Below are 25,591 nucleotides of genomic sequence, written 5' to 3' on the forward strand. Positions count from 1 at the left end.
CGCGTGATATTCTCGTTGTCTGTTCAGTTCCCGTGCGAACAGACGTTCCCAGACTGTCTGCCATGACCCAGCAACGCACCCTCAAGAACACGATCCGCGCCACCGGCGTGGGCCTGCACAGCGGCGACAAGGTCTACATGACCCTGCGCCCCGCACCGGCCGACCACGGCATCGTGTTCCGACGCGTGGACCTGGATCCGGCGGTGGACGTGCCTGCCGATGCCGAGCTGGTCACCGAGACCACGCTGTGCACCGGCCTGAGCCGCGGCCAGGCCAAGATCCAGACGGTGGAGCACCTGATGTCGGCGATGGCCGGCCTCGGCGTGGACAACGCCATCGTCGAACTGTCCTCGGCCGAACTGCCGATCATGGACGGCTCGGCCGGTCCGTTCGTGTTCCTGCTGCAGTCGGCGGGCATCGTCGAGCAGGACAAGGCCAAGCGCTTCATCCGCATCAAGCGCGAAGTGGAAGTGCGCGACGGCGACAAGATCGCCCGTTTCGTGCCCTACGACGGCGGCTACAAGCTCGGCTTCACCATCCAGTTCGACCACCCGATGATCCCGGCCAAGCAGTCGCGCCAGGAGATCGAGTTCTCGACGATGGCCTACATCAAGGAAATCTCCCGCGCGCGCACCTTCGGCTTCATGCGCGACCTGGAGTACATGCGCGAGCGCAATCTCGGCCTGGGCGGTTCGATGGACAACGCCATCGTGCTCGACGAGTTCCGCGTGCTCAACGACGACGGCCTGCGCTACGCCGACGAGTTCGTGCGCCACAAGATCCTCGATGCGATCGGCGACCTGTACCTGGCCGGCGGTGCCATCCTCGGCGCCTACGAGGGCTACAAGTCCGGCCACGCACTGAACAACAAGCTGGTCCGCGCCCTGCTCGCCGAACAGGCGGCGTGGGAGTGGGTCAGCTTCGAATCCGCCGCGCAGCAGGCGCCGGTGGCCTACGGGGCGGCGGCTTACGCCTGAACCGTTCAACCCGGTGACGGCCGGGTGGGTATCACGGAATCGGCAATCGGCCGTTCCTTCTTTTCCCCTTAACGCCGATTTAACGAATCGGTAACGACCTCGCGCCCGACGCCCGCTAGGATGCGTCGGTCGCGGCGTGCGTGTCTACGTACGTCGACGGCCACGGTCGGAGCCCGTGGTCGCATCGGGCGTCGCGGAGACGACGTCCTGCAGGGAAGCCAGGGCCTCGCGCAACCCCTTGTGCGTGGCCGCAGAAACCGGAGCCGGCGTGCTTCTTGCCTGCTGCATTGGGGAATGCGCGGGTGCAGTCGCAGTCTTGACGGTCACTTTGGTGGCTTTCAGCCCGAGGGAACGGGCCGCAGCAAGGATGTCGGCCTCGGCCAGCCTGACCCGGGCGTGCCAGACCGGAGACTCAACGAGAAAAACGAGCTGTTCGCCGTTCACATTGGCCAACCGGCAACGGGGCGCCAGGTTCGGCGGCAAATGGGGGCGTAACTGCCGGTCCAGCGCGTCGAGCCACAGGGCGCGGCGCAACGGGTCGCCCGCCTTGTCCGCCAGTGCGGCGTCCAGCGCCGGCTGCGGCGTGGCGGTATGGCCTTCGCCGGACTTTCGCTTAGACATGAAAACTCATATGACGTTCAAGAAGATCGTAATCCGTTCCAGTGAAAAGGGGGTCAAGACGTTGCCGTGGCGATTGCGCGAATTCGCCGATCGTCGCCCCCTCGCCGCGCTCGGTGCGGTGCTCGGCCTCGGCATGGTACTCGGCATCGGCCTCAGCGCCGCAGCCGGATGGGGTGGTTCGGCGCAGATGCGCGCCAAGCTCGAGCGGCAGGACCAGGAACTGGCGCAGGTGCGCCGCGACGCGCAGACCCAGGTCAACGCCCTGGCGGCCCGGCTGGGCGAACTGCAGGCGCAGGCGACCCGGCTCAACGCGCTCGGCGATCGCCTGACCCGCATGGGCAAGCTGCAGGACGGCGAGTTCGATTTCGACCAGCCGGTCGGCGTCGGTGGCGGCGACGACGAACCCAGCCACGACATGCCCGCGCAGCAGCTCGGCAAGGAACTGGACGGGCTGCAGCAGCAGTTCGCCACCTCCGGCCAGCAGCTGTCGGTGCTCGAATCGCTGCTGTTCGACCACCAACTGGACCAGAACGCGGTGCCTTCGCGGATGCCGATCCGCAACAGCTACATCACCTCGGCCTTCGGCGGCCGCGCCGATCCGTTCGGCCGCGGCACCGGCAACCACAAGGGCATCGACTTCCACGCCAACGTCGGCGACCCGGTGCTGGCGGTGGCCGACGGCGTGGTCAGCTACTCTGGCGTGCGCGGCGGCTACGGCAACGTGGTCGAGGTCGACCACGGCAACGGCTATGTCACCCGCTACGCGCACAATTCGCGGCTGTCGGTGAAGGTCGGCGACCTGGTGCGGGTCGGCCAGGAAGTGGCCAAGGCCGGCTCCACCGGCCGTTCCACCGGTGCCCACGTGCATTTCGAGGTCTGGAAGGACGGGGTGGTGGTGAACCCGGCCAAGTTCCTCGGCGATGGCGCCATCCCGGTGGGCCGCCGCGGCCGTGGCTGAGCCGCGCGGGGGCTGGCGTGCCGGCGCTTGAATCGCCGGGCGCCGCCCCAAGCTACAATGTGCTTTGCCATCGACAGGGCGCCTCGCGCCCTGTTTCGTTTGCGGCCCGTCGATTCCCTGGGGATCGGGCCGTCGAGGCGTTCCTTTCCAACCGGTTCCTTCAATGATCAACAGTCTGCTTACTCGCGTTTTCGGTAGCCGCAACGAGCGCCAACTGCGCCAGCTCCACCGTATCGTCGCCAAGATCAATGCGCTGGAGCCGGAGATGGAGCAGCTCTCCGACGAGCAGCTGCAGGCCAAGACCCCGGAACTGCGTGGCCGCATCGCCGGCGGCGAGACCCTGGACAAGGTGCTGCCGGAAGCGTTCGCGGTGTGCCGCGAGGCCAGCCGACGCGTGCTGGGCATGCGCCACTACGACGTGCAGTTGATCGGCGGCATGGTCCTGCACCTGGGCAAGATCGCGGAAATGCGCACCGGCGAGGGCAAGACCCTGGTCGCGACGCTGCCGGTGTACCTCAACGCGCTGGAAGACAAGGGCGTGCACGTGGTCACCGTCAACGACTACCTGGCGCGCCGCGACGCCGCGCAGATGGGCAAGCTGTACAACTGGCTGGGCCTGAGCGTGGGCGTGGTGTACCCGGGCATGCCGCACAGCGACAAGCACGCCGCCTACGCCGCCGACATCACCTACGGCACCAACAACGAATTCGGCTTCGACTACCTGCGCGACAACATGGCGCTGTCCAAGGCCGACCGCTTCCAGCGCGGCCTCAACTACGCCATCGTCGACGAGGTCGACTCGATCCTGATCGACGAAGCGCGCACCCCGCTGATCATCTCCGGCCCGGCCGACGAGTCGCCGGAGCTGTACATCCGCGTCAACCGCATCGTGCCGCAGTTGGTCAAGCAGGAGTCCGAAGAGGGCGAGGGCGACTTCTGGGTCGACGAGAAGGGCAAGCAGGTGCACCTGTCCGAAGCGGGCATGGAGCACGCCGAAGAACTGCTGCGCGCCGCCGGCATCCTCGCCGACGAGGAAGACCGCCTGTACGGCGCGCAGAACCTGAGCGTGGTGCACCACCTCAACGCGGCGCTGCGTGCGCACGCGATCTACCAGCGCGACGTCGACTACATCGTGCGCGACGGCGAGGTGGTGATCGTCGACGAGTTCACCGGGCGCACCCTGCCGGGCCGCCGTTGGTCCGACGGCCTGCACCAGGCGGTGGAAGCGAAGGAAGGCGTGCCGGTGCAGCGCGAGAACCAGACGCTGGCCAGCATCACCTTCCAGAACCTGTTCCGCATGTACAAGAAGCTGTCCGGCATGACCGGTACGGCCGATACCGAAGCCTACGAGTTCCAGAGCATCTACGGCCTGGAAGTGGTGGTGATCCCGACCAACCGCCCGACCATCCGCAAGGACTGGCCGGACCAGGTGTTCCTCAACCGCCAGGGCAAGTTCAACGCGGTGCTGGCCGATATCGAGGACTGCGCCAAGCGCGGCCAGCCGGTGCTGGTCGGTACCACCTCGATCGAGACCTCGGAGATGCTGTCCGAGCACCTTCGCAAGGCCGGCGTGAAGCACGAAGTGCTCAACGCCAAGCAGCACGAGCGCGAAGCGCAGATCGTCGCCAACGCCGGCCAGCCGGGCGCGGTGACCATCGCCACCAACATGGCCGGCCGCGGTACCGACATCGTGCTCGGCGGCTCGCTGGAAGCCGAACTGCACGCGCTGGGCGAGGAGCTTGACGACGCGACGCGCGCGCGTCTGAAGGCGGCCTGGCAGGAGCGCCACGACGCGGTCAAGGCCGCCGGCGGCCTGCACATCATCGGTACCGAGCGCCACGAGTCGCGGCGTATCGACAACCAGCTGCGCGGCCGTTCCGGCCGCCAGGGCGACCCGGGTTCCTCGCGGTTCTACCTGTCGCTGGAAGACAACCTGATGCGCATCTTCGCCTCCGACTGGGTGCAGAAGGCGATGCGCATGATGGGCATGAAGGAAGACGACGTCATCGAGGACAAGCTGGTCAGCCGGCAGATCGAGAAGGCGCAGCGCAAGGTCGAGGCGCACAACTTCGACATCCGCAAGAACCTGCTCGACTTCGACGACGTCAACAACGACCAGCGCAAGGTGATCTACGCCCAGCGCGACGAACTGCTGGACGCCGAGTCGGTCAAGGAGAACGTCGACGGCATCCGCGACGACGTGATCTACGACATCGTGTCGCGCTTCGTGCCGCCGAACTCGGTGGACGACCAGTGGGACCTGCCGGGCCTGGAAGCCACGCTGGCCAGCGAACTCGGCCTGTCGCTGTCGATCACCGACCTGGTCAAGCGCCACGAGGAACTGGACGCGGACGGTATCGTCGAGAAGGTGCGCGAGGAAGTGGACCGCCATTTCCGCGAGAAGGAATCGGCGATCGGCGGCGAGACCATGCGCGCGCTGGAGAAGCACGTGATGCTCACCGTGCTCGACCAGAGCTGGAAGGAGCATCTGGCGCGCATGGACTACCTGCGCCAGGGCATCCACCTGCGCGGTTATGCGCAGAAGCAGCCCAAGCAGGAATACAAGAAGGAAGCGTTCGAGCTGTTCTCGGAGATGCTGGAGCACGCCAAGCGCGAAGTGGTCACCCTGCTGGCGCGGGTGCGCATCCGCAGCGAGGAGGAAGTGGCCGCGCTGGAAGCGCAGGAGCGCCAGCAGGTGGAGGCGCAGTTGCGCCAGGCCCAGTTCCAGCACCAGGACGCCGGCGGTTACGGCGCCGACGAGGAAGCCGAGCAGGTGCAGCGCGGCGAGGCGGGAGCGCCGACCGTGGCGCAGGTGACCCGCGAAGCGCCGAAGGTCGGCCGCAACGATCCGTGCCCCTGCGGTAGCGGCAAGAAGTACAAGCACTGCCACGGCCAGCTGAGCTGAGCCTGGCCTGGCCGCACGGTGGCGCATGCGCGCCGCCGCTGCGGGCCGGCCCCCTTCAGGGGTGAAGACGCGGCTCCGTTGCTCCCGCAGATGTGCGGGACGGCGGCGATCCGCCGCTCAGTTGCCCAGTTCCGCCAGGCGCGCCGCCAGCCTGCGTTGGATCAGCGGCGCATGATCGATCAGCCCAAGCAGGCCATTGCGGACCGTGCGCGTCACCGGCGCGGTGGCGGTGGCCGCGCGGGTCATCGCGTCGGTCATGCGCACCACGCCGCGGGCGATGCGGAGGCGGCGGGTCGCCCAGGCGTCCAGGCCCTGGTCGTCGTGCTGGCGTAGCGCCTGCTGCAGCGCCGTCGCCAGGGCGATGGCGTCCTGGATGCCGGTGTTCATGCCCTGGCCACCGGCTGGGCTGTGCACGTGCGCCGCATCGCCGCACAGCAGGACCCGCCCCCGGCGCATCTGCGCGGCCACCCGGTGCTGCAGATGGAAGTCCGAACGCCACAGCAGCGTGTCGACGCGAGCGCGCCCACTGCGCGGTCCGCGCGCATCGAGCAAGGCCTGCACCTGCGCCAGCGTCGGCGGCCCGATTGCGTCCGTCACCGTGGCCACGATCCGGTGGCGATCGCCCGCGGTACCGTCGGGTTTCGGCAACGGCGCCACCACCATCAGGCCCTGCGGCGAGAAGAACAGGCTGACTTCGTCGCGCGGCAGCGGCCAGGCCATGCGCACATCGGCCAACACGAACGTTTCCGCGTAGTCACCGCCCTCGAACGCGATCCCGGCGCCCTGCCGCACCGCACTGTGCGCCCCGTCGCAGCCGACAATCCAGCGCGCACGCACCCGCTGCCGGCGCTGTTGCGGCAGTTCCAGGTCGGCGCTGATGCCATCTGCTGATTCTGCGAACGAGAGCAGGCGCGCGGGCCGCCACACCGTGGCCGAGTCCGGCACCAGCGCGTCGGCGAGGATCGCTTCGGTCGCGCTCTGCGGGCACATCAGCGCATAGCGGTGCGCCGAGGGCAGGTCGTCGAAGCCGATCTGCAGCAGCACCCGGTCGCCGTCGCGCACGCGGAAGGTGGTGGTGCGCACGCCCGCCGCGAGCAGGCGCGGCACCACGCCCAGCGGTTCCAGCACCTCCAGGGTGCGGGCATGGATCACCGCCGCGCGCGAGGTGTTCAGCCCGGCCGGATGTCGGTCGACCAGCAGCGAGGCGATCCCGAGCCGGTCCAGCGCCAGGCGCAGCGCCAGTCCGCTGGGGCCGGCACCCACGATCAGGACCTCCGTCGATCGCGTGTCGCAGTTCGCGTTCATCGCATCTTCCTGGGTAAGCGTGTGTTTACATCCTGCGCCGTTTCCGGGGTGGAGTAAACTTCTGTTTACAAGGGCCGCGCCTGTGCCCAGCAGAGACGCATCCGTGACCCGTTCGCAGGCAACCAAGGACCGCATTCTCGAATCGGCACGCGCGCTGTTCGCGTTGCACGGCTACGACGGCACCACGGTGCGCCAGATCGCAGCGCGGGCGCAGGCCAACGTCGCACTGGTGATCCGCTACTACGGCAGCAAGGAGCAGTTGTTCCTGGCCGCGGTGGAGTTCGACCTGCGCCTGCCGGATCTGCGCGACCTCCCGGCCGAGGACGTGGGTGAGCGCCTGGCGGTGCATTTCTTCGCGGTCTGGGAGGACGCACCGTCGGGCCATCAGCTGGTGGCCTTGCTGCGCGCGGCGGTGAGCCACGCCGATGCGAAGGCGCGGATCACGGAGATCTTCGAGAGGCAACTGCGTACCGCGGTACGGCGCTACCTCGGGCCGGGCGCGGCAGCGGAGACGCGCGCCGCGCTGATCGCCTCGCAGATGCTGGGCTTTGCCCTGGTGCGCTATGTGCTGGAATTTCCAGCCAGGGGCCTGACCCGGCCGCGCGCAGTGCGGGTGTTGGGAGAGACGCTGCAGCGCTATCTGACGCAGCCTCTGTGAGGGCTGGGCGCGTTTGCCAAGCCCGGCCGTACGATGGTGGTCGCGCGCGGGTGGCCGGATGGCGTGGGCATGGACAGAGCGTCGCGTGCGCGCGCGTTCTTGCTGGCGCATGCGCCGTCGCGACGTGGCATGCTCGGTCATGGATCGCTCGAACACCTTGGAGAAATCGCCTTGGATGCCTCTCCCAGCCGGGAACTGAAGGTCTTCGTGCCGGCGCAGGATTTCGCGCTGTCGGCGCAGTTCTATGCGGACATAGGCTTCGCGGCCGAGCCGCTCGGCGACGGCCTGATCTGCTTCCGCCATGGCAACCGTTGCGCATTCCTGCTGCAGGATTTCTACCATGCGGGCCTGGCGCACAACCTCGTGCTGCACCTGTGGGTGGAGGACGTCGATGCCTGGTGGCGGCGGCTGCAGGCGGCCGACCTGGCCGGCCGCTACGGTGCGCGCCTGGGCGAGCCCGAGGACCGGCCCTGGGACATGCGCGATTTCACCTTGCACGATCCCGGCGGCGTGCTGTGGCGGACCGGCCACGGCCTGGTGGCCTGAGCGGTGCGCGCTGGATGTGCGGCGCCGACACGATGCAGGCGGTCGCACAGGGGCAGCGGTGGTGGCGGGCCAGTCTGCGCATGATCTTGCCTTGGCGTGGCAGCCCGGCCAGCAGCGCACGCCGACGCGCAGCGCTGGGTTTCCGGATTGCATTGGCGCCGCTTACATGCCGATCGTCGCCGATGTGAACCCGGTTGATTGCGTTGGCGCTGCCGGAAACGGCAAGCTTGCGCCATGTCCGAACCGCTCAGATCCATTCATGTCGTCGCCGGCGTCATCACCGATGCGCGTGGCCGTATCCTGCTGACCCGCCGCACCGAGGGCCGCGACCTGGCCGGGCTGTGGGAATTCCCTGGCGGCAAGCGCGAACCCGGCGAGACCTCGGAGCAGGCGCTGGTGCGCGAACTGCAGGAGGAACTGGGCATCGAGGCGGTGGTCGGCGACTGGTTGATGGAAGTGCCGCAGCGCTACCCGGACAAGCGCCTGCGCCTGGAAGTGCGCCAGGTGGCGGCGTGGAAGGGCACGCCGCGCGGCCGCGAGGGCCAGGCGCTGACCTGGGTGAGTGCCGACAAGCTGGGCCGCTATGCGATGCCCCCGGCCGACCAGCCGGTGGTGGCGATGCTGCGCCAGCCCGCCTGCTATCTGGTGACGCCGGAGCCGGCTGAGCCGGGTCCCTGGTTGGCGGCGCTGGAGCGCGCGCTGGACGCCGGCGTGCGCCGCGTGCAGTTACGTGCGCGCAGCCTGCCGGCCGAGCAGTGGGCGCCGCTGGCGCGGACCGCGGCGACGCTGTGCGCGACGCGTGGCGCGCAGGTGCTGCTCAACCGCGACGTGGCGCTGGCACAGGAACTGGGTGTCGGCGTGCACCTGGGCGCGGAGCAGTTGCCGCAGTGGCAGGCGCGCCCGTTGCCGGCCGGGCAGGCCGTGGCGGCGTCCTGTCATACCGTTGAAGAATTGCAGGCGGCGCAGCGCATCGGCTGCGATTTCGCGGTGGTCGGGCCGCTGGCCCCCACCGCCAGCCACCCAGGCGCCGCGCCGCTGGGCTGGGAGGCGTTCGAGCGCCTGCGCGAGCAGGTCGCCCTGCCGATCTATCCGATCGGCGGCCTGGCATCGACGCAAGTCGCCGAGGCGCGCCGCCATGGCGGCCAGGGCATCGCCGCGATCCGCGGGCTGTGGCCGCTGGCGGCCGATGTGGCGTGAGCGCGGCGATTCCGTAGGGACCAACTATCGTGCGGCCGCGACGCGCGACGTGACGTGGTTTCCGATGGCGCAATGCGTCGGGACTGAAGTCCCTCCCACAGTGTCCGACGAGGCTGGCGCCGCTCCTGGGCGGGGGGAGCCGCGTACGGGGGAACCGCTGTTGCGGTTCCAGAATCCCCAATCCCCAATCCCGGCTCCACCGCGTCGCTGCTGAAGCCGCTCCTGCGCGAGAGTAGGGTGGTGCGTACGGGATGCCGCTGTTGCGATTCCCCAATCCCCAATCCCCAATCCCCAATCCCCATTCCCGGCTCCTCAGAAACTGATCCAGAAGCAGTCGTACTGCCGGCGCAGGTCCAGCACGGTGGAGGCGGGGGTGATGCTGCCGGCGAGGGTCTGCTGCAGGCGCAGGCCGGTCGGATGCGGGCGCGATGGTGCCTCGCCACCGTCGGCATCCCCCGCGGCCGACGTGGCCGTTGTCGCGGACGCGGCTGTCGACGACGTGCCGGCTGCGGGAGCGGTCGTCCCGCCGGTGTCCGGCAACACCGGCACGATCGCCACCAGGGGGCGGCGCACGATCGCCTCCAGACGGTCGAAGATGCGTTGCGCGCCGTCGTCGGAGACGCCGTTCCACCAGTACAGTGCCGATAGCCGGTTGACGTCGCGGGTCTCGACCGCGGTGCGGATCTGCTGCGCCAACACGCTGAGCCGGCGCACGCACTGCGGCGGCGCCAGGCCGCGAGCGGCGCTGCCGACATTGCCGGGCGCCGCCGGTGGCGGCAGGCGATCGATCGCGCCGACGTCCTCGCAGCGCCGATCGCTGAACACGGTGGTGCCGTCGGGGCCGGTGCAACGGTTCACCCGCTGCGCCATCGCCGGCGTGGCGAAGATGCACAGGCACAACAGCAGCAGGATCGGCGGAAGGGCGCGCATCGCCGCAGGGTAGCCGCAGCCGGTGTGACCGCGGAGCGAATGCCTTACGAGCGCTGGGATTCGGGATTGGAGATTGGGGATTCGCCAAAGCGAGGCCGCGCGCCGCTGTTACCAATCTCTAATCCCGAATCCCCAATCCCAGCGTTCGGCCAGCGGCCGCGACACTCAGCCGGCGGCGACGTCGCCGCGCAGACGTGCCAGGACGTTGGTGGTGGGCTTGGCCAGGTTGAGCGTATAGAAATGCAGCGCCGGCGCGCCGCCATCGATCAGGCGCTGGCACAGCGCGGCGACCACGTCGGCGCCGAACTCGCGGATGGCCTCGGCATCGTCGCCGTAGGCCTGCATGCGCTTGCCGATCCAGCGCGGGATTTCCGCGCCGCACTGCTCGGAGAAACGCCGCAGCTGGCTGAAGTTGGAGATCGGCATGATGCCGGGCACGATCGGGATCTGCACGCCGAGCTTGCGGACCGCGTCGACGAAGTGGAAGTAGGCGTCGGCGTTGTAGAAGTACTGGGTGATGGCGGCATCGGCGCCGGCATCGACCTTGGCCTTGAAGTGGCGCAGGTCGCTGAGCGCGTCGTGGGCCTGCGGGTGCGTCTCCGGATACGCGCCCACTTCCAGATGGAAGGCGTCGCCGTGCTCGGCGCGGATGAAGGCGATCAGGTCGGCGGCATAGCGCAGGTCGCCCGGGTGGCCCATGCCCGACGGCAGGTCGCCACGCAGCGCGACCAGGCGGCGGCAGCCGATGGCGCGGTACAGCTTGAGCAGCTCGCGGATCTCCTCGCGGCTGCCGCCCACGCAGGACAGATGCGGCGCGGCCTCGAAACGGTGGTGCTGCTTGAGGTGGCGCACGGTCTCGGAGGTGTAGCTCAGGGTCGAGCCGCCGGCGCCGAAGGTGCAGGAGACGTACTCCGGGGCGTAGGCCTTCAGCCGCGCGGCGGTGCGGTCGAGCTGCGCGCGCTGTTCGTCGGTCTTGGGCGGATAGAACTCGAAGCTGATGGCGGTCATGGGCGCAACGCAGCGGGCGGTGTGGCGAGTATATCTCTTCATCCGGATGGATGTGCAAGAAGTCGCGACCGCGCGATCGCCGCGTCGCCCGGGGGCGGCGACGCGCTCCCCGCGCGGCGCGCCGGTGGGCGCGCCGCGTCCGCTCCCAGGCTCAGCGCTTCCACATCCGCGCCTGCCGCGGCGGCAGGCTGAAGGTGTAGCTGCCGCTGGAAATACGCACCACGCTGCCGGAACCCAGCGCATCGGTGTAGTCGACGTTCCAGCGCAATACGCTGCCGTTCATCGGTACCGCGGCGGTGACGGTATTGCCGCACTTGTTGATGCCGACGATGCCCAGGTCGCCGCGGCGGAACAGCAGGTAGCAGGCGCCGTGCGCCAGCACCTGCATGTCGCGGCCCTGTGCGGCGTTGTGGAACCCGACCATGCGCTTGAGGTCGTCGCGCTGGTAGGCGTTGACCCAGCGGTTGTCGCCGCTCTCGTTGTTGTCCGAGTACACCATCGGCACGCCGCCGTCGCGGCCGAGCAGGTAGGCGTAGGCCAGGGTCTCGTCGACCGGGTCCATGATCGCGTAGCGGAAGCCGGCGTTGTTGGGGATGTCGTGGGTGATGGCGAAAGTCACCGCGCGCGCACCGGGCAGCGCCTGGCCGTAGGCGCCCGGATCCACCAGCAGGTCCATGCTGCCGCCGTAGGCGAAGGCGTTGCGCACCGAGTTGAACAGCGGGAAGTCGTAGGCCGCGTGCGGGGTGGCCTGCAGGTACGGTGCCAGGAACTGGTCGTAGTCGGAGTTGCCGCTGCCGCCGCCGGTGATCACCTCGCCGAACACCAGCACGCCGGAGCGGACCTGCGCATCGAGCACCTTGTTCAGATGATCGAAGGTCATGTGCTTGGCCGCGTCGATGCGGAAACCGGTGACGCCCAGCGCCTTCAGCGCCAGCAGGTAGTTGCGCTGCTGCTGCACCACCCAGTCGTTGCCGACCAGATCCGGCAGGCCGGGATCGTTGCCGCCGCCGCAGATGCGGTAGGTGCGCACCTGGTAGGGGTCGTTGTAGTTGGTGATGCACTGCGCCGGGCCGAAATCGTTGGCGCTGAGGAAATTCTGCGAGAGGTCGCCGAACAACCGCAGCGACGCATAGCGCTGCGGATTGGCGGCGTACTGGCCGAGCACCGCGCTGCCCGGGTAGTTCAGGTCCGAGCGCGTGGCCGCTTCGTTGGCCATGTGGTTGAGCACCACGTCTGCATAGGTTTCCACGCCCACCGCCTTCAGCGCCTGCACCATGCTGGCGAAGGCGTCGGTGTCGCCGAGCGGGTCGTCGATCAGACGCATGTCCTGCGGCTGGTAGCGCGCCCACCAGGCGTCGCCCTGCGAGCGGTAGGCCGGCGCCACCAGCACCTTGCGGTAGCCGGCGGCGGCGATCTGCGCGGCACGCGCTTCCACGGTGGCATAGGGCCAGTTGAAGGCATGCAGGATGACGTCGGCCTGGGCGCTGGCGGTGGCCAGGAGCAGCAGCAGGCCGACCAGCAGGCTGCGCCAGCGGTGCAGGTGCAGCAGACGATTTGCAGCGGATGGGACGCGCATCGTTCGATCTCCTCGGTGCGTGGGCGCAGGCAGGACGCCTGCAGGACAGGGGCATGACCTCGCCGCGGGGCTGGCGTGCGGCCGGAGGATGCTAAGCGCGCATCGCGGCGCAACATGCGCGCGCTACATACGTATTCATGGCGACAGCGTACGAAAGCGGGATCGGCATCCGCTTCCGCTCGGGAGCGCCGTGCGCGCTGCATTCATGGCACATGTCGCATCGCGGCCCATGCGCTTTGCTACAGTCGCCGCCCTCACCTGTCGACGCGGAGCCGCATCATGACCAGCGCAGCCTTCTATCCGATCGGAACCCCCGGCGTGCCTTGGGGCGCGGCCGAGAAGGCGGCCTGGCTGGCGGGTCAGCCGCGCCGGCGCAGCTACCAGGACGAGGTGGTCGCTGCCATCGAAGGCCTGCGCGGGCAGTGGGAGGTGGTCGCGTACGGGGAACTGGCATACGCGCAGGAGCGTTATCCGCTGCTGGCCTTGCGCAGCCGCAACTGGGACCACGCCTTGCCGTGCATGCTGGTCACCGGCGGCGTGCATGGTTACGAGACCAGCGGCGTGCACGGCGCGCTGCAGTTCGCGCAGCAGCATGCCGGGGACTACGCCGGCCGCGCCAACGTGCTGGTGGCGCCGTGCGTGAGCCCGTGGGCGTACGAGCGCATCCACCGCTGGAACGCCGATGCGCTGGATCCCAACCGTTCGTTCCGCGCCGACAGCCCGGCGCAGGAATCGGCTGCGCTGCTGCGCCTGGTCGCGCCGTTGCGCGATCAAGTGCGCATGCACATCGACCTGCACGAGACCACCGACAGCGACGAGTCCGAATTCCGGCCGGCGCTGGCCGCGCGCGATGGCATCGCCTACGCGCCGGGCGGCATTCCCGACGGTTTCTACCTGGTCGGCGACAGCGAGAACCCGCAGCCCGCGTTCCAGCAGGCGGTGCTGTCCGCAGTCGCACAGGTCACCCATATCGCGCCGGCCGACGCCGCCGGCGAACTCATCGGCACGCCGCTGGCGGCGCCGGGGGTCATCAACTACCCGGTGAAGCGGCTGGGTCTGTGCGCAGGCATCACCGACGCGCGCTACACCACGACTACCGAGGTGTATCCGGACAGTGCCAGCGCCACGCCGCAGCAGTGCAACGCCGCGCAGGTGGCGGCGGTACGCGCGGCGATCGACTACGCCTTGGCACATCCGTAGTCGCCAGGTGGATGCACGATTTGCAGGACACCTGTCACGCAGCTGCGACGAGCGGCGCCTGCTGGGTACCCAACCTTGCACGGCGTCGGGACTGAAGTGCCTCCCACAGTGCACCCAGTCGAGGTATCGCAAGTTCCGCTAAGCGCTGTTCCGCATGGCCTTGCGCCACCGGCTGCGACGGTGGCAGCGGTGGGCACCGACCCTGCCGCGCGCTACGCTTGTGGGCCCTCGTTTGCCATGTACCCCATGTCCATCGTCCTCACGCCGTTTGCCCGCACGCGTCTGTTCCCGCGCGATGGCCGCCGCAATGCGATCCAGGACTGCACGCCCGAGCAGTTCGAGCAGCACCTCAACGCGCACACGCCGCTGCAGGTGCTGGACGGCTACGCACCGTTCTGCAAGTTGCACGTGCACCGCAACTGGACCTCGACGCGCTGCCTGACCGTGCCGATCACCGACGCCAACCGGCGCCTGCTGCGCTCGGGCTACGAGGCGCGCAGCCGTGAAGAGCTGCCGGTCCTGGTGCGCTGGTTCGAAGGGGTCGAGCCGCCGGTGGCCGAGTACCTGCTGCCGATCCTCTACAGCCGCGAACAGCTCGCGCACGAGGGCGCGCCGATCGAGGCGGACTGGGGCGTGGTTGGTTGCCTGTATACCGCCGAGCCGCAGGAGATCCCGATGGCGCCGATCACCATGCTGCGCAATGCGCTGGGCGTGGAGGAGGGCGGCTCGGGCGTGCCGCTGGATCGCGACGCCTATCGGCGCAGCGTGGCGTTCTGGGAGCACAACGCCAACTGGCGGCCGTAAGCGCGGCCAGACACGGTCCGCGCGCAGTGACCTCGCCGGGCACGCATCGCGGTGCATGCGGCGCACGTTACCGCGCGCAGGCGTGATCGCTCCGGACGCGGTCACGCATTCGCGCAGCCGCCTTCACGCATCCCTGCACGTTGCCGTCGCCGGCCCGCCGTGCTGCATCCGTGCACGCGCTTGTGCACTGGCGCATAAGTGCTGAACAGAACTGCGCGCAGCCGCGCGTTCTCGCCGCGACGCCCTGTCCGTTCATCGGCATGACGCGCAATGACCATCAAGTTTGCGGACGGCGGGACGATAGCGAGAGGGTGGGTCGCCATGCAGCGGCGCCAGGACGCAATGTCCGGCCGCGCATCGTGGCCCGGTGGGGAAGGCGCCTCGGGCAGGTCATCGGCAGCGGACACGGCGCACTCGTGCCGCGCGCCGTGGCGGGCTGCCGCGTGGGGGCGTTCCCCGCGACCGTATTCCCTCCCCCCTTGCCAAGGAAGTCGTCATGTCCACTCCGTCGCCGCAGCGCCGTCGCGGCAGCGTCGCCAAACGCCTGATGCTCGGTACCGGCCTGCTCGCGCTGGCCTGCTTCGGCCTGACCGCAATGATCATCTACTGGCGCAGCAGCGATGCGCTGCTGTCGACCTCGCGCACCAGCATCGAGAACCTGGCGCAAGTGGAGGCGCAGCGGGTGTCGCGCGAAATCGGCGTGGCATTCGACGCCAGCGACGCGCTGGCCAACAGCTTCCGCGTGCAGCACGCGGCCGGTCTGTCGCGCGCCACCGCCACCGCGGTGCTGCGCAGCCAGCTCGACGCGCATCCGCAGTGGCTGGGCATCAGCACCATGTGGGAGCCGGACGCGTTCGACGGCAACGACAAGGCCTTCGTCGGCACCGAGGGCCATGACGCCACCGGCCGCTACATGACCTGGTGGTCGCGGCAGAACGGCAAGCTGGTGCGCGAGGCGCTGCGCGACTACGAGAAGCCGGGCGACGGCGACTGGTACCTGCTGGCGCGCAACACGCACAAGCCGGTGGTGATCGAGCCCTACTACTACCCGGTGGCCGGCAAGGACACGCTGATGACCACGCTGGCCACGCCGATCCTGGAGAACGGGCGTTTCCTGGGCGTGGTCACCGTCGACTTCACCCTCGATACCCTGCAGCAGCGCATCGCCGCGCTGCGGCCGATGGGCGAGGGCCATGCCAGCCTGCTGTCGCCGTTGGGCATGGTGATGGCCAGCCGCGATCCGCAGCAGGTCGGCAAGACCCGCAGCGATGCCTGGTCCAAGGACATGCTGGCGCGCGTGGCCAAGGGCCAGGTGGTGTTCGACCATCGCCGCGCCGACGGCGAGGATGCGTTGAACGTGTTCGTGCCGCTGAAGATCGGCGATGCGCCGCAGACGTTCGCGCTTGGCGTCTCGGTGCCGTACGCGCTGGTCATGGCCAAGGCGCGTGCGCTGTTGTGGACCATCGCCGCGGTCGGCCTGCTCTCGGCGTTGTTGCTGAGCGGCGCGCTGTACCTGCTGCTGCGCCGGCAGGTGCTCGACCCGCTGGCCGAGGCCGTGCGCGTGTCTTCGGCGGTCGCCGCCGGGCGCCTGGACAGCCAGGTCCGGCATCGCCGCGACGACGAGCTGGGCCAGTTGCTGGATGCGATGGGCAGCATGCAGACGCAGTTGCAGGCGGTGATGCAGGCGCAGGCGGAGATGGCGCAGCGCCACGACGCCGGCGAGATGAGCTACCGGATGGACGCCGAACGTTTCCCCGGCGAGTACGGACGCATGGTCCACGGCACCAATGCACTGGTGGCCGCGCACGTGGACGTGCAGCGGCGTCTGGTCGAGGTGATGTCGCAGTACGCGATCGGCAACATGCAGGTGGACATGGAGCCGCTGCCGGGCGAGAAGGCGGCGATCACCGAGGCGATGCGCACCACCAAGCGCAGCCTGCAGGCGATCAACCAGGCCATCACCGAACTGGCGCAGGCCGCGGCTTCCGGCGATTTCTCCCGGCGCGGCGACGCCGAGCGCTTCCAGTACGACTTCCGCGGCATGGTGGTTGGGCTGAACCGGCTGATGGAGTTGACCGAAGGCAACCTCTCGGCCTTGTCGGCGCTGTTGCGTGCCGTGGCCCAGGGCGACCTCACCGCGCGCATGCACGGCGAATTCCACGGCGTATTCGCGCAGATGCGCGACGATGCCAATGCCACGGTGGAACAGCTGACCGGCATCGTCGGCCGCATCCAGCAGGCCACCACCGCGATCAACTCCGCCGCCAGCGAGATCGCCGCCGGCAACGACGACCTGTCGCGTCGCACCGAGCAGCAGGCGGCCAATCTGGAAGAAACCGCGGCCTCGATGGAGGAGCTGACCTCGACGGTGAAGCAGAACGCCGAGCATGCGCACCAGGCCAACCGCCTGGCGCAGGACACTGCGGGCGTGGCCTCGCGTGGCGGCGCGGTGGTCGAGCAGGTGGTGGACACCATGTCCGGCATCGCCGAGGCATCGAAGAAGATGGCCGAGATCATCGGCGTGATCGACGGCATCGCCTTCCAGACCAACATCCTGGCGCTCAACGCCGCGGTGGAGGCGGCGCGCGCCGGCGAGCAGGGCCGCGGTTTCGCGGTGGTGGCCAGCGAGGTGCGCGCGCTGGCGCAGCGCTCGGCGACCGCGGCGCACGAGATCAAGGGCCTGATCGACGCCTCGGTCGGCAAGATCGACGATGGCACGGCGCTGGTCAACGGCGCTGGCGACACCATGCGCGAGGTCGTGGCCAGCGTGCGCCGGGTCACCGACATCATGAGCGAGATCGCCGCCGCCTCGCAGGAGCAGAGCGCCGGTATCGAACAGGTGAGCAAGACCATCGTGCAGATGGACGAAGCCACCCAACAGAACGCCGCGCTGGTCGAGGAGGCCACGGCGGCGGCGCGGGCGATGGAGGATCAGGCCGAGGAACTGCAGCGCGCGGTGGCGCTGTTCAAGCTCGCGGCACCTTCGTCGGGCGGCCTGGCCGCGGCGGGCCGGGCGCGGCTGGAGCTGGTGTCGTGAGCGCCATGCGCAGCGCAGCGCTGCTGCTGGCGCTGGGCGTCGCCGTCCCGGCCTGGGCCGGGAGCGCCAGCGCCAATCTGGCGGCGACCTCGAACTACGTCTCGCGCGGATTCGAGCAGAGCTGGGGACGGCCGGTGCTGCAGGGCGGGCTGGACGTGGCCGCGGACAGCGGCTGGTTCGCAGGCACCTGGGCGTCGGGCGTGAGCCCGTACTTCATCGAAGGCGGGCACGTGGAGTGGGACGTGTATGCCGGCTACGCGGCCAGCCATGGCGACTGGGGCTGGCGCGCCGGCGTCTACCACTACGCCTACCCCGGCGCGCGCATGAGCGCCAGCGGCACGCGCTACGACTATGGCGAGGCCATCGTCGCCGGGCACTGGCGCACGCTGGAACTGTCCTACGCCAGCACCTGGACGCGCGACTACTTCGGCTACAACAGCGCCACGCTGGGCGTCGGCCAGGGCCGGCACTCGCGCGGCTCCGGTTATCTGGCGCTGGACGCCACGCTGCCGCTGGCGCCGGACTGGCAGGCCAGCGTGCATGCCGGCCACCAGCACGTGCGCAACTTCGCCGACTACGGCTGGACCGACGCGCGCGTGGGCCTGAGCCGCACCTGGCGCGGCACCGAGTTCGGCCTGAGCTACGCACGGGCCTGGAACAGCGCCGGCGTCTATCGCCGCTACACCACCGGCGTGGCGGATGGCGAGGGCCGGGTGCACGTCTCCAACCCGATCGACGGCGCCTGGTCGTTCTCGATCAAGCGCAACTTCTCGCTATAGGCGGACGCGCGCTCAGCCGTCGGCGGGCGCTGCGAACGCCTCCACGGCGAGCCGGTCCAGGTAGGCGCGCAGGCGTTGCTCGCGTTGCGCCGGGTCGCTGGGCAGCGGGCGCGCTTGCGTGCCGCCGCCGCTGCGCGCATGCACGCGTGGATACGGCTGTGCCGGCATCGGCACGCCCAGGAAGGCGCACAGCGGTTCCCAGCCGCTCTGCGCGTCGGTGTCGAGCACCAGCAGGCGCTGCGCCGGCACGCTGGCGATGACCGCCTGGTTCCAACGGCGGAAATAGTCGGTCATGAAGCCGCGATCGTCGATGCGCGTGGCGAAGTCGCGGCGCAGGAACTGGCTCAGCCGTTGGCCGTCGGGGCCGAACAGGGCCGGCACGCTGCCGTCGCTGGCGAAGATGGTGCTGCGCACCGACTCGAACCAGGCATCGGCATCGCGCACGGTCAGGATCACCTTGGCCTGCGGGTAGCGCGCGACCAGCTCGCGCCAGAAGCAGCAGCCGGGATAGTCGACGGTGGCGGTATAGCCGGCGAACAGCGTGTCCCAGTCCGCCTGCCCGTCGATCGCCGCGTCCCACAGCGGCAAGGCCTGGCGCAGGTGCGCGGCCAGTTCCATGGCGTGATAGCAGCGGCCCAGGCCCAGATGTTCCAGCGCCAGCTTCAGCGACAGGGTGCCGGTGCGGCCGAGGCCGGCGCCGACGACGCACAGGCTCATGCCGACGCCCCGGCGCCCTGCGCCAGCCACTGCGTGGCCTCGCGGCCCAGCTCCGCCTGCGCGCGCGCCTCGTAGTCGGCGGCGACGGTCGCCGGCAACAGCGTACGCCAGCGGCCGCTGCGGCCCTGGTTGAAGAAGGCCTTGCCGCCTTCGCGCCACAGCCCGGCGCCCTGCGGCACGTAGCGCGCGGCGTGCTGGCGCATGTAGCCGAACTGGCAGTGCGCCAGGATGGTCTCCCGGTCCGTCTCGCGCACCGGAATCTCCAGGAACGCGGCGATGCGCCGCACTTGCCCGGGCAGATCCTGCAGCAGGTCGGCGTAGTGCACCAGCAGCACGTTCGGCTGCGCGCGCTGCTGCCACCAGCTGCGCACGCCTTCCCAGAACGGCCAGAACGGTGCGCCGTCGTGGGCCAGCCAATGCGCCACGTAGGCATCCATCGGCAGGCTCGGCGGCGGCACCACGCGCAGCTTGCCCGGTTCGGCCGCCCCGGCATCCAGCCGCGCCTGCGCATCCTGGCTGACCGCACACTGGTGGTCGTACAGGCTCAGCGCGATGTCGCGGCCGTCGCGGCCGATGTACAGGTATTTGGCGCGATCGCTGACCACCAGCGCATCGGCGGGCAGATGCGTCTTGATGAAGCGCCGGTGGGTCTGCGCCTGCAGCAGCGCGAGCTTGCTCGTGCGGTCCGGGTACACACCGTCCAGCCACGGCGAGATCGCCGACACGTCGACGTCCGCCACGCCCTCGAACAGCAACTGCGCGACGATCTGCTGCAGCCAGGTGGTGCCGGCCTTGGCGTAGCTGGCGATGACGATGTCGCCGTCGCGAAACTCCAGTTCGTTCCAGGCGGCGGAATCGAAAAAGCGGTTGGAGTATTCCCGGGTCTTGGCGAAGGCAGTGGAATCAGCCATGCGGGGTTTCCGGTGTGCGGGGGAAGGGCGCCGTCGCGGGCGACTGGCGGGACAGGGTTGTCGTGCGCGGGCGCAAGGCGATGCGGACATCGAGTGGACGCAGCACCAGCGCCGGATACGGCCGTGGCCGTGCATCCGTCGCCAGGTGCAGCGTGCGCTCGCGCAACAGGCCGACCACGACCACGGTCATCTGCACCAGCGCCAACTGGCTGCCGATGCAACTGCGCGGACCGCCGCCGAACGGAAAGTAGGTGTAGCGCGCCGGTGTCTGCGCCGGGTCCAGCCAGCGCGCCGGCAGGAAGCGGTCCGGCGCGGAGAAGTGACGCGGATCGCGCTGCACCACCCACTGGCTGACGATCAGCTGGGTACCGCGCGGCACCGCGAAGCCGCCCAGCGTGGTGTCGCGTTGCGCGATGCGCGCGGTCATCCACGCCGGCGGATACAGGCGCATGGCCTCCTTCACGCAGGCGCGCGTCAGCGGCAGGCGTTCGACGAGCGCATCGGCGCAGGGCGTGGTGGATGCGCCGTCGATACCGGGCAGGGCATCGGCTTCCTCCGCCACGGCCTGCGCGATCGATGGATGTTGCGCCAGCAGCAACAGCGTCCAGGTCAGGCCGGCCGCCATCGGCTCCAGCGCCGACATCAGCATCGCCGCCGCTTCGTCGCGGCACCAGTCGTCGTCGGCCTGCGGAGCGTCGCGTCGCAGCAGCTCCAGCACCGAGGCGTCTGCGCCATCAGAATGTGGCGACGTCAGGATCTGCGTCAGCGCGGTGTCCAGTGCGCCGCGTGCGGCACGCAGGCGGCGCTTGCCGGCACTCGGCCACCAGGCCGGCGCCGCGGACGGCGTACGCGTCTGCTGCAGGATCGCATCGACCATCGGCAGCATCCGCAGCAGCGCCGGCGCGTGCACCGCATCGCCGAGCAGGAAGCCGGCGCCCAGTTGCGCGCAGAGCGCGGTCATGGTCAGGCGCAGGTCGTGCACGTTGTCGATGTCGCCGCGCGATCGCAGCAGCGCCTGTGTGGCGGCGGCCGCCTTTGCGGCGTAGTCGCGCACCAGGCTGGCGCGGAACGCGGGCTGCAGCGCCTGGCGCTTGCGCCGCCAGGCCTCGCCCTCGCTGTTCATCACCGATGCCGGAAATGCAGCGCGCCGCGCACGCGGATCCGGATCGGATTTGGCGTAGAGGCTGCCGTCGTCGCCGAGCACCGTGGCGATCGCGGTTGGTGCTGCGAGCAGATAGGTGCGCTCGGCGATCCGCACCACGTCGCCATGCGTGCGTGCACAGTGTTGCAGGAAGCCGAGCGGATCGGTGGCGAAAGCCTGCCGGTTGCCGAATGCCCAGTGCCCGCGCGGGCCTGGCGGGCGCGGATGCGGATCGGTCACGTGCAGATCCGCACGAATAGCCGTGTCGGCGGGTCACACCGCGACGCAGGAGGGGACATGGAGCCGATGGCGAACGGGCGTGCGGCCGTGCGAAGCGGAGAGCGCTGGGGAGAGGGGGCGGGTCGCCCCCTCTCGCACGGTCATGCCACGCGACGGTGGCGGGGGAGGTCAGTAGGTGTAGATGTAGCCGAGCTTGCGGCCACCGAGGCTCTGCACCCAACGCGACAGCGAATCAAAAAGGCGTTTCATGGCGATACTCCTGATTGAGCGGGGGATCTGTTGCGATTGTCGCGCCTGCCTCAGCGTGGCAGGCGCGGGAAAAAGCATCCTCGCTTGGATGCGGCGGCGCAAGCAAAAGACTGAAGCGCGGCCAACTGCAATGCGCATGTCATCTGCAGTTTTGTGGCGTGTGTCGCACGCGATTGCAGCGCATCGCCGCGCCTGCCATGCAGGGTGCCGCCCTGCATGTGTGGCCACTGCGTCGCCATCGCTGCGTGCTATGGTCGCGCCACTTCGGCAACGAGTGGCTGCGGATGCCCGTGACCCACGAGTACGATCGCCTGGCCGCGATCTACGACCGTTTCTACGATCGCTGGCCTGCCGCCGTCACCCAGCAGTGCGTCGGTGTCCTCGCCGAGCTGGCCGCGGGCCGTGCGGCGCTGGAACTGGGCATCGGCACTGGCCGCATTGGCTTGCCGCTCGCGCACTGCGATGTGCCGGTCACCGGTATCGACAATTCGCCTGCGATGCTCGAGGCCTTGCGTGCCAAGCCCGGCAGCGAACGCCTGCACCTGGTCCGCGCCGATTTCGCCGACATGCCGGTATGCGGCCCGTTCGGCCTGATCTACGCGGTGGCGGCATTCGGGTATCTGCTGACGCAGGCCGAGCAGCTGCGTTGCATGGTCAACGCGGCGCGCTGCCTGGCGCCCGACGGCCGCTTGCTGATCCAGAGCGCGGTGCCGGGTGCAGAGGTGTTCGAAAGCGGCGGCAAGGTCAGCCAGGTGCTGGACGTGCCGGACACCGACGGCGATGGCGCGGCAGTGATGCTGGTGTGCTCGCAGCCCGATCCGCTGCAGCAGCGCATCGACCAGCGCGTGGTGGTACTGGGCGAATCCGGTACGCGCATCTTCAGCGAGCGCCGCCGCTACGTGTGGCCATCGGAGCTGGACCTGATGGCGCAGATCGCCGGCCTGCGCCTGGAGGCGCGCTGGAGCGACTGGGCACGCACGCCGTATCACGCGCGCAGCCGGATTCAAATTTCGGTGTACGCGCCGGCCAGCGAGTGCACGGCCTGAAGATCGTGCCGTTGCAGGCGTTGGATGACGGCGTCCTATCTACAATTGCGGCATCGGTATCGGCAGGACCGTGTCGCCTTTGGGTTGGTGTCCATGCCGGCGGTACCCGCCGAAGGTCATTCAGTATCCAATCCGCCGACAGCGAGATGCCGCACTGGTTGCCGTCGGGGGCGAGGTGAGGATCAATCAGTTGGCGATGGCCCGAGGGCGATCCACGATGCCCCTGCCGGCATCCGTCGATGCGGTGGTGCGGACGTCGACTCGGTTTCATCCGCCGAGCGCATAGCCCGCCTCCCGCTGTGCGCGGATGGCCATCACGATCACCGTATCGGTCACATCCACATAGCGATACAACGCCACATACCCATGCGCACCGCGGCCCATCACCAGTTCGCGGTTGTCTCCATGGACCGGGCGGCCGATCAAGGGATTACCCGCCAGTACGTCGAACGCGCTGACGATCTCCTCGGTCCTCGCCTCGGCATGCTGGCTCTCGTGCTCGCGCAAATACGCAGCGATCCGCTCCAGATCCTCGATCACGCCGGGAGCGATGCGGACGCGCGTCACCTCAGTCTTCCAGCTTGCGCGCTACCGGCCGCTTTGCGGGCTTTCCTGCGGCCAGTGCCTTGAAATAGGCACGCGCTTGGTCCCAGGGAATGGTCTCACCCGTTTCCAGGAACTCGGCCCAGCGCTGATCGGCCTGGGCATGGAAGTCGACGCGCCGCTCGGCCAGCTCGGCCTTCTCGGCGATGGCTTCCAGGATGAAGTTGTGCGACGTGGTGCCGGCCGCTTCCGCGGCCTTGGCGACGCGGGCCTTGAGCGCGTCCGGCAGGCGGATGGTGGTAGTGCCCATGGAGAGCTCCAGGCGATTGGCTTGGAATCAATGTAGCACAGGTGTGTTACAGATGCCTGGCTGGGCAGGCGCGTCGGCCGACTGGCCGGAAAAGGCGGCTTGGAGCAGGGGTTGGCGCAAGGTGGCGACGTCTGCGGTTTTTCGCTCCGTACGAATTTCCAGCTCCCTTCCGCTCCACACGCTTGCTGCGCCGATCGCACAAAAAACGGGCGCCTCGCGGCGCCCGTTCCTGTCTGCCTGGCGATGTGCTGCCAATGGCTCAGTAGCGGTAGTGCTCCGGCTTGAACGGGCCATCGACCGGCACGCCGAGGTAGGCGGCCTGCGCGTCGGTGAGCTTGGTCAGCTTCACGCCGATCTTCTCCAGGTGCAGGCGCGCCACTTCCTCGTCCAGCTTCTTCGGCAGGCGGTACACCTGCTTCTCGTAGCTGTCCTTGTTCTGCCACAGGTCGATCTGCGCCAGGGTCTGGTTGGCGAAGCTGTTGGACATCACGAAGCTGGGGTGGCCGGTGGCGCAGCCCAGGTTGACCAGGCGGCCTTCGGCCAGCAGGAAGATCGCGTTGCCGTTGGGCAGCACGAACTTGTCCACCTGCGGCTTGATGTTGATCTTCTGCACGCCCGGCAGCTTGTACAGCGCCTCGACCTGGATCTCGTTGTCGAAGTGGCCGATGTTGCAGACGATGGCCTGGTCCTTCATCTGCGTCAGGTGCTCGATGCGGATGATGTCCTTGTTGCCGGTGGTGGTGACGTAGATGTCGGCCTGGCCGAGGGTGTCTTCGACGGTGTTGACCTCGAAGCCTTCCATCGCCGCCTGCAGCGCGCAGATCGGGTCGATCTCGGTGACGATGACGCGGGCGCCGTAGGCACGCAGGCTGTGCGCCGAGCCCTTGCCGACGTCGCCGTAGCCGCACACCACCGCGACCTTGCCGGCCAGCATCACGTCCATCGCACGCTTGAGGCCGTCGGCCAGCGACTCGCGGCAGCCGTACAGGTTGTCGAACTTGCTCTTGGTCACCGAGTCGTTGACGTTGATCGCCGGGATCAGCAGGGTGCCGGCTTCGGCCAGCTGGTACAGGCGGTGCACGCCGGTGGTGGTCTCTTCGGAGACGCCCTTCCAGTCCTTGACCACGCGGGTCCAGTAGCCGGGGCGCTCCACCGCCACGCGCTTGAGCAGGTTCTTGATCACCTGCTCCTCGTGCGAGGAGGACGGCTCGTCCACCCACTTGGCGCCGTTCTCCAGCTCATAGCCCTTGTGGATCAGCAGGGTCACGTCGCCGCCGTCGTCCACCACCAGTTCCGGGCCGGTCTGGGTGCCGTCGGGCAGGGTGAAGGTCAGCGCGTCGAGGGTGCAGTCCCAGTATTCCTCCAGGGTCTCGCCCTTCCAGGCGAACACGGGGGTGCCGGTGGCGGCGATCGCGGCGGCGGCGTGGTCCTGGGTGGAGAAGATGTTGCACGAGGCCCAGCGCACGTCGGCGCCGATGTCCTTCAGCGTCTCGATCAGCACCGCGGTCTGGATGGTCATGTGCAGCGAACCGGTGACGCGCACGCCGGCCAGCGGCTTGGCGGCGGCGTACTGGCGACGGATCGACATCAGGCCCGGCATCTCGTGCTCGGCGATGTCCAGTTCCTTGCGGCCCCAATCGGCCAGGGAAATGTCGGCGACCTTGTAGTCGCCCTCTGTGGAAAAGCTCTTGAGTGCAGCGTTCATCGATAAAGCTCCGGTCAATGGCGAGAAACTCGCGAAGTCCGGGCGCCGTTGTCGCTCAAGCCTCGCGCCGAGCCTGGCCGGGTCTGGAGACGGGGAATCCGGTCTCGATCCGGTCGCAGCGCCCCTCGGCACAAGGGGTAACCGATTATAGCGGCTGCCGCGTGTGGCGCTTGAACGCGGGTCAGGGCGGGGAATGGCATGCCCAAGCCCAACCATCGACAGGGGGCG

General features: G+C 69.0%; 22 protein-coding genes and 1 riboswitch. Of the genes, 11 read left to right on the forward strand and 11 right to left on the reverse strand.

Annotated features, from left to right (window positions below; translation table 11 throughout):
- Window positions 1-62 precede the first annotated feature (62 nt).
- Window positions 63-977 carry a UDP-3-O-acyl-N-acetylglucosamine deacetylase gene (gene lpxC / locus ACHWVH_RS04620; protein ID WP_010340119.1) on the forward strand — a complete coding sequence of 305 codons (915 nt, stop codon included), beginning with the start codon at window positions 63-65 and terminating at the stop codon, window positions 975-977.
- 144 nt (window positions 978-1,121) lie between these two features.
- On the opposite strand, the gene ACHWVH_RS04625 is transcribed toward lpxC, so the two are convergent.
- On the reverse strand, window positions 1,122-1,598 hold the full coding sequence (locus ACHWVH_RS04625) for a DUF721 domain-containing protein (RefSeq protein ID WP_017909649.1): 477 nt from the start codon (window positions 1,596-1,598) through the stop codon (window positions 1,122-1,124).
- A gap of 10 nt (window positions 1,599-1,608) precedes the next feature.
- On the opposite strand from ACHWVH_RS04625, the gene ACHWVH_RS04630 reads away from it, so the two are divergent.
- Both ACHWVH_RS04630 and secA read left to right on the forward strand, forming a co-directional pair.
- Window positions 1,609-2,556: a M23 family metallopeptidase gene (locus ACHWVH_RS04630; protein WP_394686748.1), complete on the forward strand. Its 948-nt coding sequence runs from the start codon at window positions 1,609-1,611 to the stop codon at window positions 2,554-2,556.
- A 163-nt stretch (window positions 2,557-2,719) separates the two neighbouring features.
- On the forward strand, window positions 2,720-5,461 hold the full coding sequence (gene secA, locus ACHWVH_RS04635; protein WP_295972765.1) for a preprotein translocase subunit SecA: 2,742 nt from the start codon (window positions 2,720-2,722) through the stop codon (window positions 5,459-5,461).
- A gap of 117 nt (window positions 5,462-5,578) precedes the next feature.
- Here secA and ACHWVH_RS04640 read toward each other — a convergent pair whose 3' ends face one another.
- Window positions 5,579-6,766 carry an FAD-dependent monooxygenase gene (locus ACHWVH_RS04640; RefSeq protein WP_295926644.1) on the reverse strand — a complete coding sequence of 396 codons (1,188 nt, stop codon included), beginning with the start codon at window positions 6,764-6,766 and terminating at the stop codon, window positions 5,579-5,581.
- A 103-nt stretch (window positions 6,767-6,869) separates the two neighbouring features.
- On the opposite strand from ACHWVH_RS04640, the gene ACHWVH_RS04645 reads away from it, so the two are divergent.
- The 3 genes from ACHWVH_RS04645 to ACHWVH_RS04655 all read left to right on the forward strand — a co-directional run bounded on the left by ACHWVH_RS04645 (window position 6,870) and on the right by ACHWVH_RS04655 (window position 9,167).
- A complete protein-coding gene (locus ACHWVH_RS04645; RefSeq protein WP_267085444.1) occupies window positions 6,870-7,424 on the forward strand; it encodes a TetR family transcriptional regulator in 555 nt (184 codons plus the stop codon).
- 171 nt (window positions 7,425-7,595) lie between these two features.
- Window positions 7,596-7,970 (forward strand): VOC family protein, encoded by a 375-nt coding sequence (locus tag ACHWVH_RS04650; protein WP_394686749.1) that lies wholly within the window; start codon window positions 7,596-7,598, stop codon window positions 7,968-7,970.
- A gap of 234 nt (window positions 7,971-8,204) precedes the next feature.
- On the forward strand, window positions 8,205-9,167 hold the full coding sequence (locus ACHWVH_RS04655) for a Nudix family hydrolase (protein WP_394686750.1): 963 nt from the start codon (window positions 8,205-8,207) through the stop codon (window positions 9,165-9,167).
- Window positions 9,168-9,479: 312 nt separating this feature from the next.
- Here ACHWVH_RS04655 and ACHWVH_RS04660 read toward each other — a convergent pair whose 3' ends face one another.
- From ACHWVH_RS04660 to ACHWVH_RS04670, 3 genes are all read right to left on the reverse strand, one after another.
- The gene (locus ACHWVH_RS04660; protein ID WP_267085445.1) at window positions 9,480-10,097 is read right to left on the reverse strand and encodes a DUF4124 domain-containing protein; all 618 of its coding nucleotides are present in this window, start codon (window positions 10,095-10,097) and stop codon (window positions 9,480-9,482) included.
- 165 nt (window positions 10,098-10,262) lie between these two features.
- The gene (gene metF / locus ACHWVH_RS04665; RefSeq protein ID WP_267117376.1) at window positions 10,263-11,105 is read right to left on the reverse strand and encodes a methylenetetrahydrofolate reductase [NAD(P)H]; all 843 of its coding nucleotides are present in this window, start codon (window positions 11,103-11,105) and stop codon (window positions 10,263-10,265) included.
- Between the two features lie 151 nt (window positions 11,106-11,256).
- Window positions 11,257-12,627, reverse strand: coding sequence for an alpha-amylase family protein (locus ACHWVH_RS04670; protein WP_394686815.1), 1,371 nt, complete (start codon window positions 12,625-12,627; stop codon window positions 11,257-11,259).
- Window positions 12,628-12,960: 333 nt separating this feature from the next.
- On the opposite strand from ACHWVH_RS04670, the gene ACHWVH_RS04675 reads away from it, so the two are divergent.
- From ACHWVH_RS04675 to ACHWVH_RS04690, 4 genes are all read left to right on the forward strand, one after another.
- On the forward strand, window positions 12,961-13,881 hold the full coding sequence (locus ACHWVH_RS04675) for a M14 family metallocarboxypeptidase (RefSeq protein WP_267103564.1): 921 nt from the start codon (window positions 12,961-12,963) through the stop codon (window positions 13,879-13,881).
- A gap of 246 nt (window positions 13,882-14,127) precedes the next feature.
- Window positions 14,128-14,685, forward strand: coding sequence for a DUF3228 family protein (locus tag ACHWVH_RS04680; RefSeq protein WP_017912964.1), 558 nt, complete (start codon window positions 14,128-14,130; stop codon window positions 14,683-14,685).
- 496 nt (window positions 14,686-15,181) lie between these two features.
- A complete protein-coding gene (locus ACHWVH_RS04685; protein ID WP_319020012.1) occupies window positions 15,182-17,722 on the forward strand; it encodes a methyl-accepting chemotaxis protein in 2,541 nt (846 codons plus the stop codon).
- A gap of 5 nt (window positions 17,723-17,727) precedes the next feature.
- A complete protein-coding gene (locus tag ACHWVH_RS04690; protein WP_394686816.1) occupies window positions 17,728-18,501 on the forward strand; it encodes a TorF family putative porin in 774 nt (257 codons plus the stop codon).
- A 12-nt stretch (window positions 18,502-18,513) separates the two neighbouring features.
- Here ACHWVH_RS04690 and ACHWVH_RS04695 read toward each other — a convergent pair whose 3' ends face one another.
- Genes ACHWVH_RS04695 through ACHWVH_RS04705 form a run of 3 tightly spaced genes read right to left on the reverse strand, consistent with a single transcriptional unit; the run spans window position 18,514 to window position 21,510 of the window.
- On the reverse strand, window positions 18,514-19,218 hold the full coding sequence (locus tag ACHWVH_RS04695; RefSeq protein WP_394686751.1) for a sulfotransferase family protein: 705 nt from the start codon (window positions 19,216-19,218) through the stop codon (window positions 18,514-18,516).
- Window positions 19,215-20,129 carry a sulfotransferase domain-containing protein gene (locus tag ACHWVH_RS04700; RefSeq protein ID WP_394686752.1) on the reverse strand — a complete coding sequence of 305 codons (915 nt, stop codon included), beginning with the start codon at window positions 20,127-20,129 and terminating at the stop codon, window positions 19,215-19,217. Before ACHWVH_RS04700 ends, ACHWVH_RS04695 begins: the two co-directional genes overlap by 4 nt.
- A complete protein-coding gene (locus tag ACHWVH_RS04705) occupies window positions 20,122-21,510 on the reverse strand; it encodes a cytochrome P450 (protein WP_394686753.1) in 1,389 nt (462 codons plus the stop codon). Before ACHWVH_RS04705 ends, ACHWVH_RS04700 begins: the two co-directional genes overlap by 8 nt.
- Before the next feature lie 533 nt (window positions 21,511-22,043).
- Between ACHWVH_RS04705 and ACHWVH_RS04710 the strand changes: the two genes are divergently transcribed.
- A complete protein-coding gene (locus ACHWVH_RS04710; protein WP_394686754.1) occupies window positions 22,044-22,805 on the forward strand; it encodes a class I SAM-dependent DNA methyltransferase in 762 nt (253 codons plus the stop codon).
- A gap of 267 nt (window positions 22,806-23,072) precedes the next feature.
- On the opposite strand, the gene ACHWVH_RS04715 is transcribed toward ACHWVH_RS04710, so the two are convergent.
- The 3 genes from ACHWVH_RS04715 to ahcY all read right to left on the reverse strand — a co-directional run bounded on the left by ACHWVH_RS04715 (window position 23,073) and on the right by ahcY (window position 25,363).
- Window positions 23,073-23,372: a type II toxin-antitoxin system RelE/ParE family toxin gene (locus ACHWVH_RS04715; protein ID WP_267085449.1), complete on the reverse strand. Its 300-nt coding sequence runs from the start codon at window positions 23,370-23,372 to the stop codon at window positions 23,073-23,075.
- Between the two features lies 1 nt (window position 23,373).
- Window positions 23,374-23,658, reverse strand: coding sequence for a ribbon-helix-helix protein, CopG family (locus ACHWVH_RS04720; RefSeq protein ID WP_267093507.1), 285 nt, complete (start codon window positions 23,656-23,658; stop codon window positions 23,374-23,376).
- 259 nt (window positions 23,659-23,917) lie between these two features.
- Window positions 23,918-25,363 (reverse strand): adenosylhomocysteinase, encoded by a 1,446-nt coding sequence (ahcY, locus tag ACHWVH_RS04725; protein ID WP_017915311.1) that lies wholly within the window; start codon window positions 25,361-25,363, stop codon window positions 23,918-23,920.
- A 33-nt stretch (window positions 25,364-25,396) separates the two neighbouring features.
- Window positions 25,397-25,496, reverse strand: a riboswitch (S-adenosyl-L-homocysteine riboswitch).
- Window positions 25,497-25,591: the final 95 nt, after the last annotated feature.

It is taken from the genome of uncultured Xanthomonas sp. (assembly GCF_964278005.1).
In the GTDB taxonomy this organism is placed as follows: Bacteria; Pseudomonadota; Gammaproteobacteria; order Xanthomonadales; family Xanthomonadaceae; genus Xanthomonas_A; species Xanthomonas_A sontii.

Coding starts and splice junctions, on each gene's coding strand:
- lpxC (WP_010340119.1), top strand. CDS start 63: ATGACCCAGCAACGCACCCTCAAGAACACGATCCGCGCCACCGGCGTG.
- ACHWVH_RS04625 (WP_017909649.1), bottom strand. CDS start 1,598: ATGTCTAAGCGAAAGTCCGGCGAAGGCCATACCGCCACGCCGCAGCCG.
- ACHWVH_RS04630 (WP_394686748.1), top strand. CDS start 1,609: ATGACGTTCAAGAAGATCGTAATCCGTTCCAGTGAAAAGGGGGTCAAG.
- secA (WP_295972765.1), top strand. CDS start 2,720: ATGATCAACAGTCTGCTTACTCGCGTTTTCGGTAGCCGCAACGAGCGC.
- ACHWVH_RS04640 (WP_295926644.1), bottom strand. CDS start 6,766: ATGAACGCGAACTGCGACACGCGATCGACGGAGGTCCTGATCGTGGGT.
- ACHWVH_RS04655 (WP_394686750.1), top strand. CDS start 8,205: ATGTCCGAACCGCTCAGATCCATTCATGTCGTCGCCGGCGTCATCACC.
- ACHWVH_RS04660 (WP_267085445.1), bottom strand. CDS start 10,097: ATGCGCGCCCTTCCGCCGATCCTGCTGCTGTTGTGCCTGTGCATCTTC.
- metF (WP_267117376.1), bottom strand. CDS start 11,105: ATGACCGCCATCAGCTTCGAGTTCTATCCGCCCAAGACCGACGAACAG.
- ACHWVH_RS04675 (WP_267103564.1), top strand. CDS start 12,961: ATGACCAGCGCAGCCTTCTATCCGATCGGAACCCCCGGCGTGCCTTGG.
- ACHWVH_RS04680 (WP_017912964.1), top strand. CDS start 14,128: ATGTCCATCGTCCTCACGCCGTTTGCCCGCACGCGTCTGTTCCCGCGC.
- ACHWVH_RS04685 (WP_319020012.1), top strand. CDS start 15,182: ATGTCCACTCCGTCGCCGCAGCGCCGTCGCGGCAGCGTCGCCAAACGC.
- ACHWVH_RS04690 (WP_394686816.1), top strand. CDS start 17,728: ATGCGCAGCGCAGCGCTGCTGCTGGCGCTGGGCGTCGCCGTCCCGGCC.
- ACHWVH_RS04695 (WP_394686751.1), bottom strand. CDS start 19,218: ATGAGCCTGTGCGTCGTCGGCGCCGGCCTCGGCCGCACCGGCACCCTG.
- ACHWVH_RS04700 (WP_394686752.1), bottom strand. CDS start 20,129: ATGGCTGATTCCACTGCCTTCGCCAAGACCCGGGAATACTCCAACCGC.
- ACHWVH_RS04710 (WP_394686754.1), top strand. CDS start 22,044: ATGCCCGTGACCCACGAGTACGATCGCCTGGCCGCGATCTACGACCGT.
- ACHWVH_RS04720 (WP_267093507.1), bottom strand. CDS start 23,658: ATGGGCACTACCACCATCCGCCTGCCGGACGCGCTCAAGGCCCGCGTC.
- ahcY (WP_017915311.1), bottom strand. CDS start 25,363: ATGAACGCTGCACTCAAGAGCTTTTCCACAGAGGGCGACTACAAGGTC.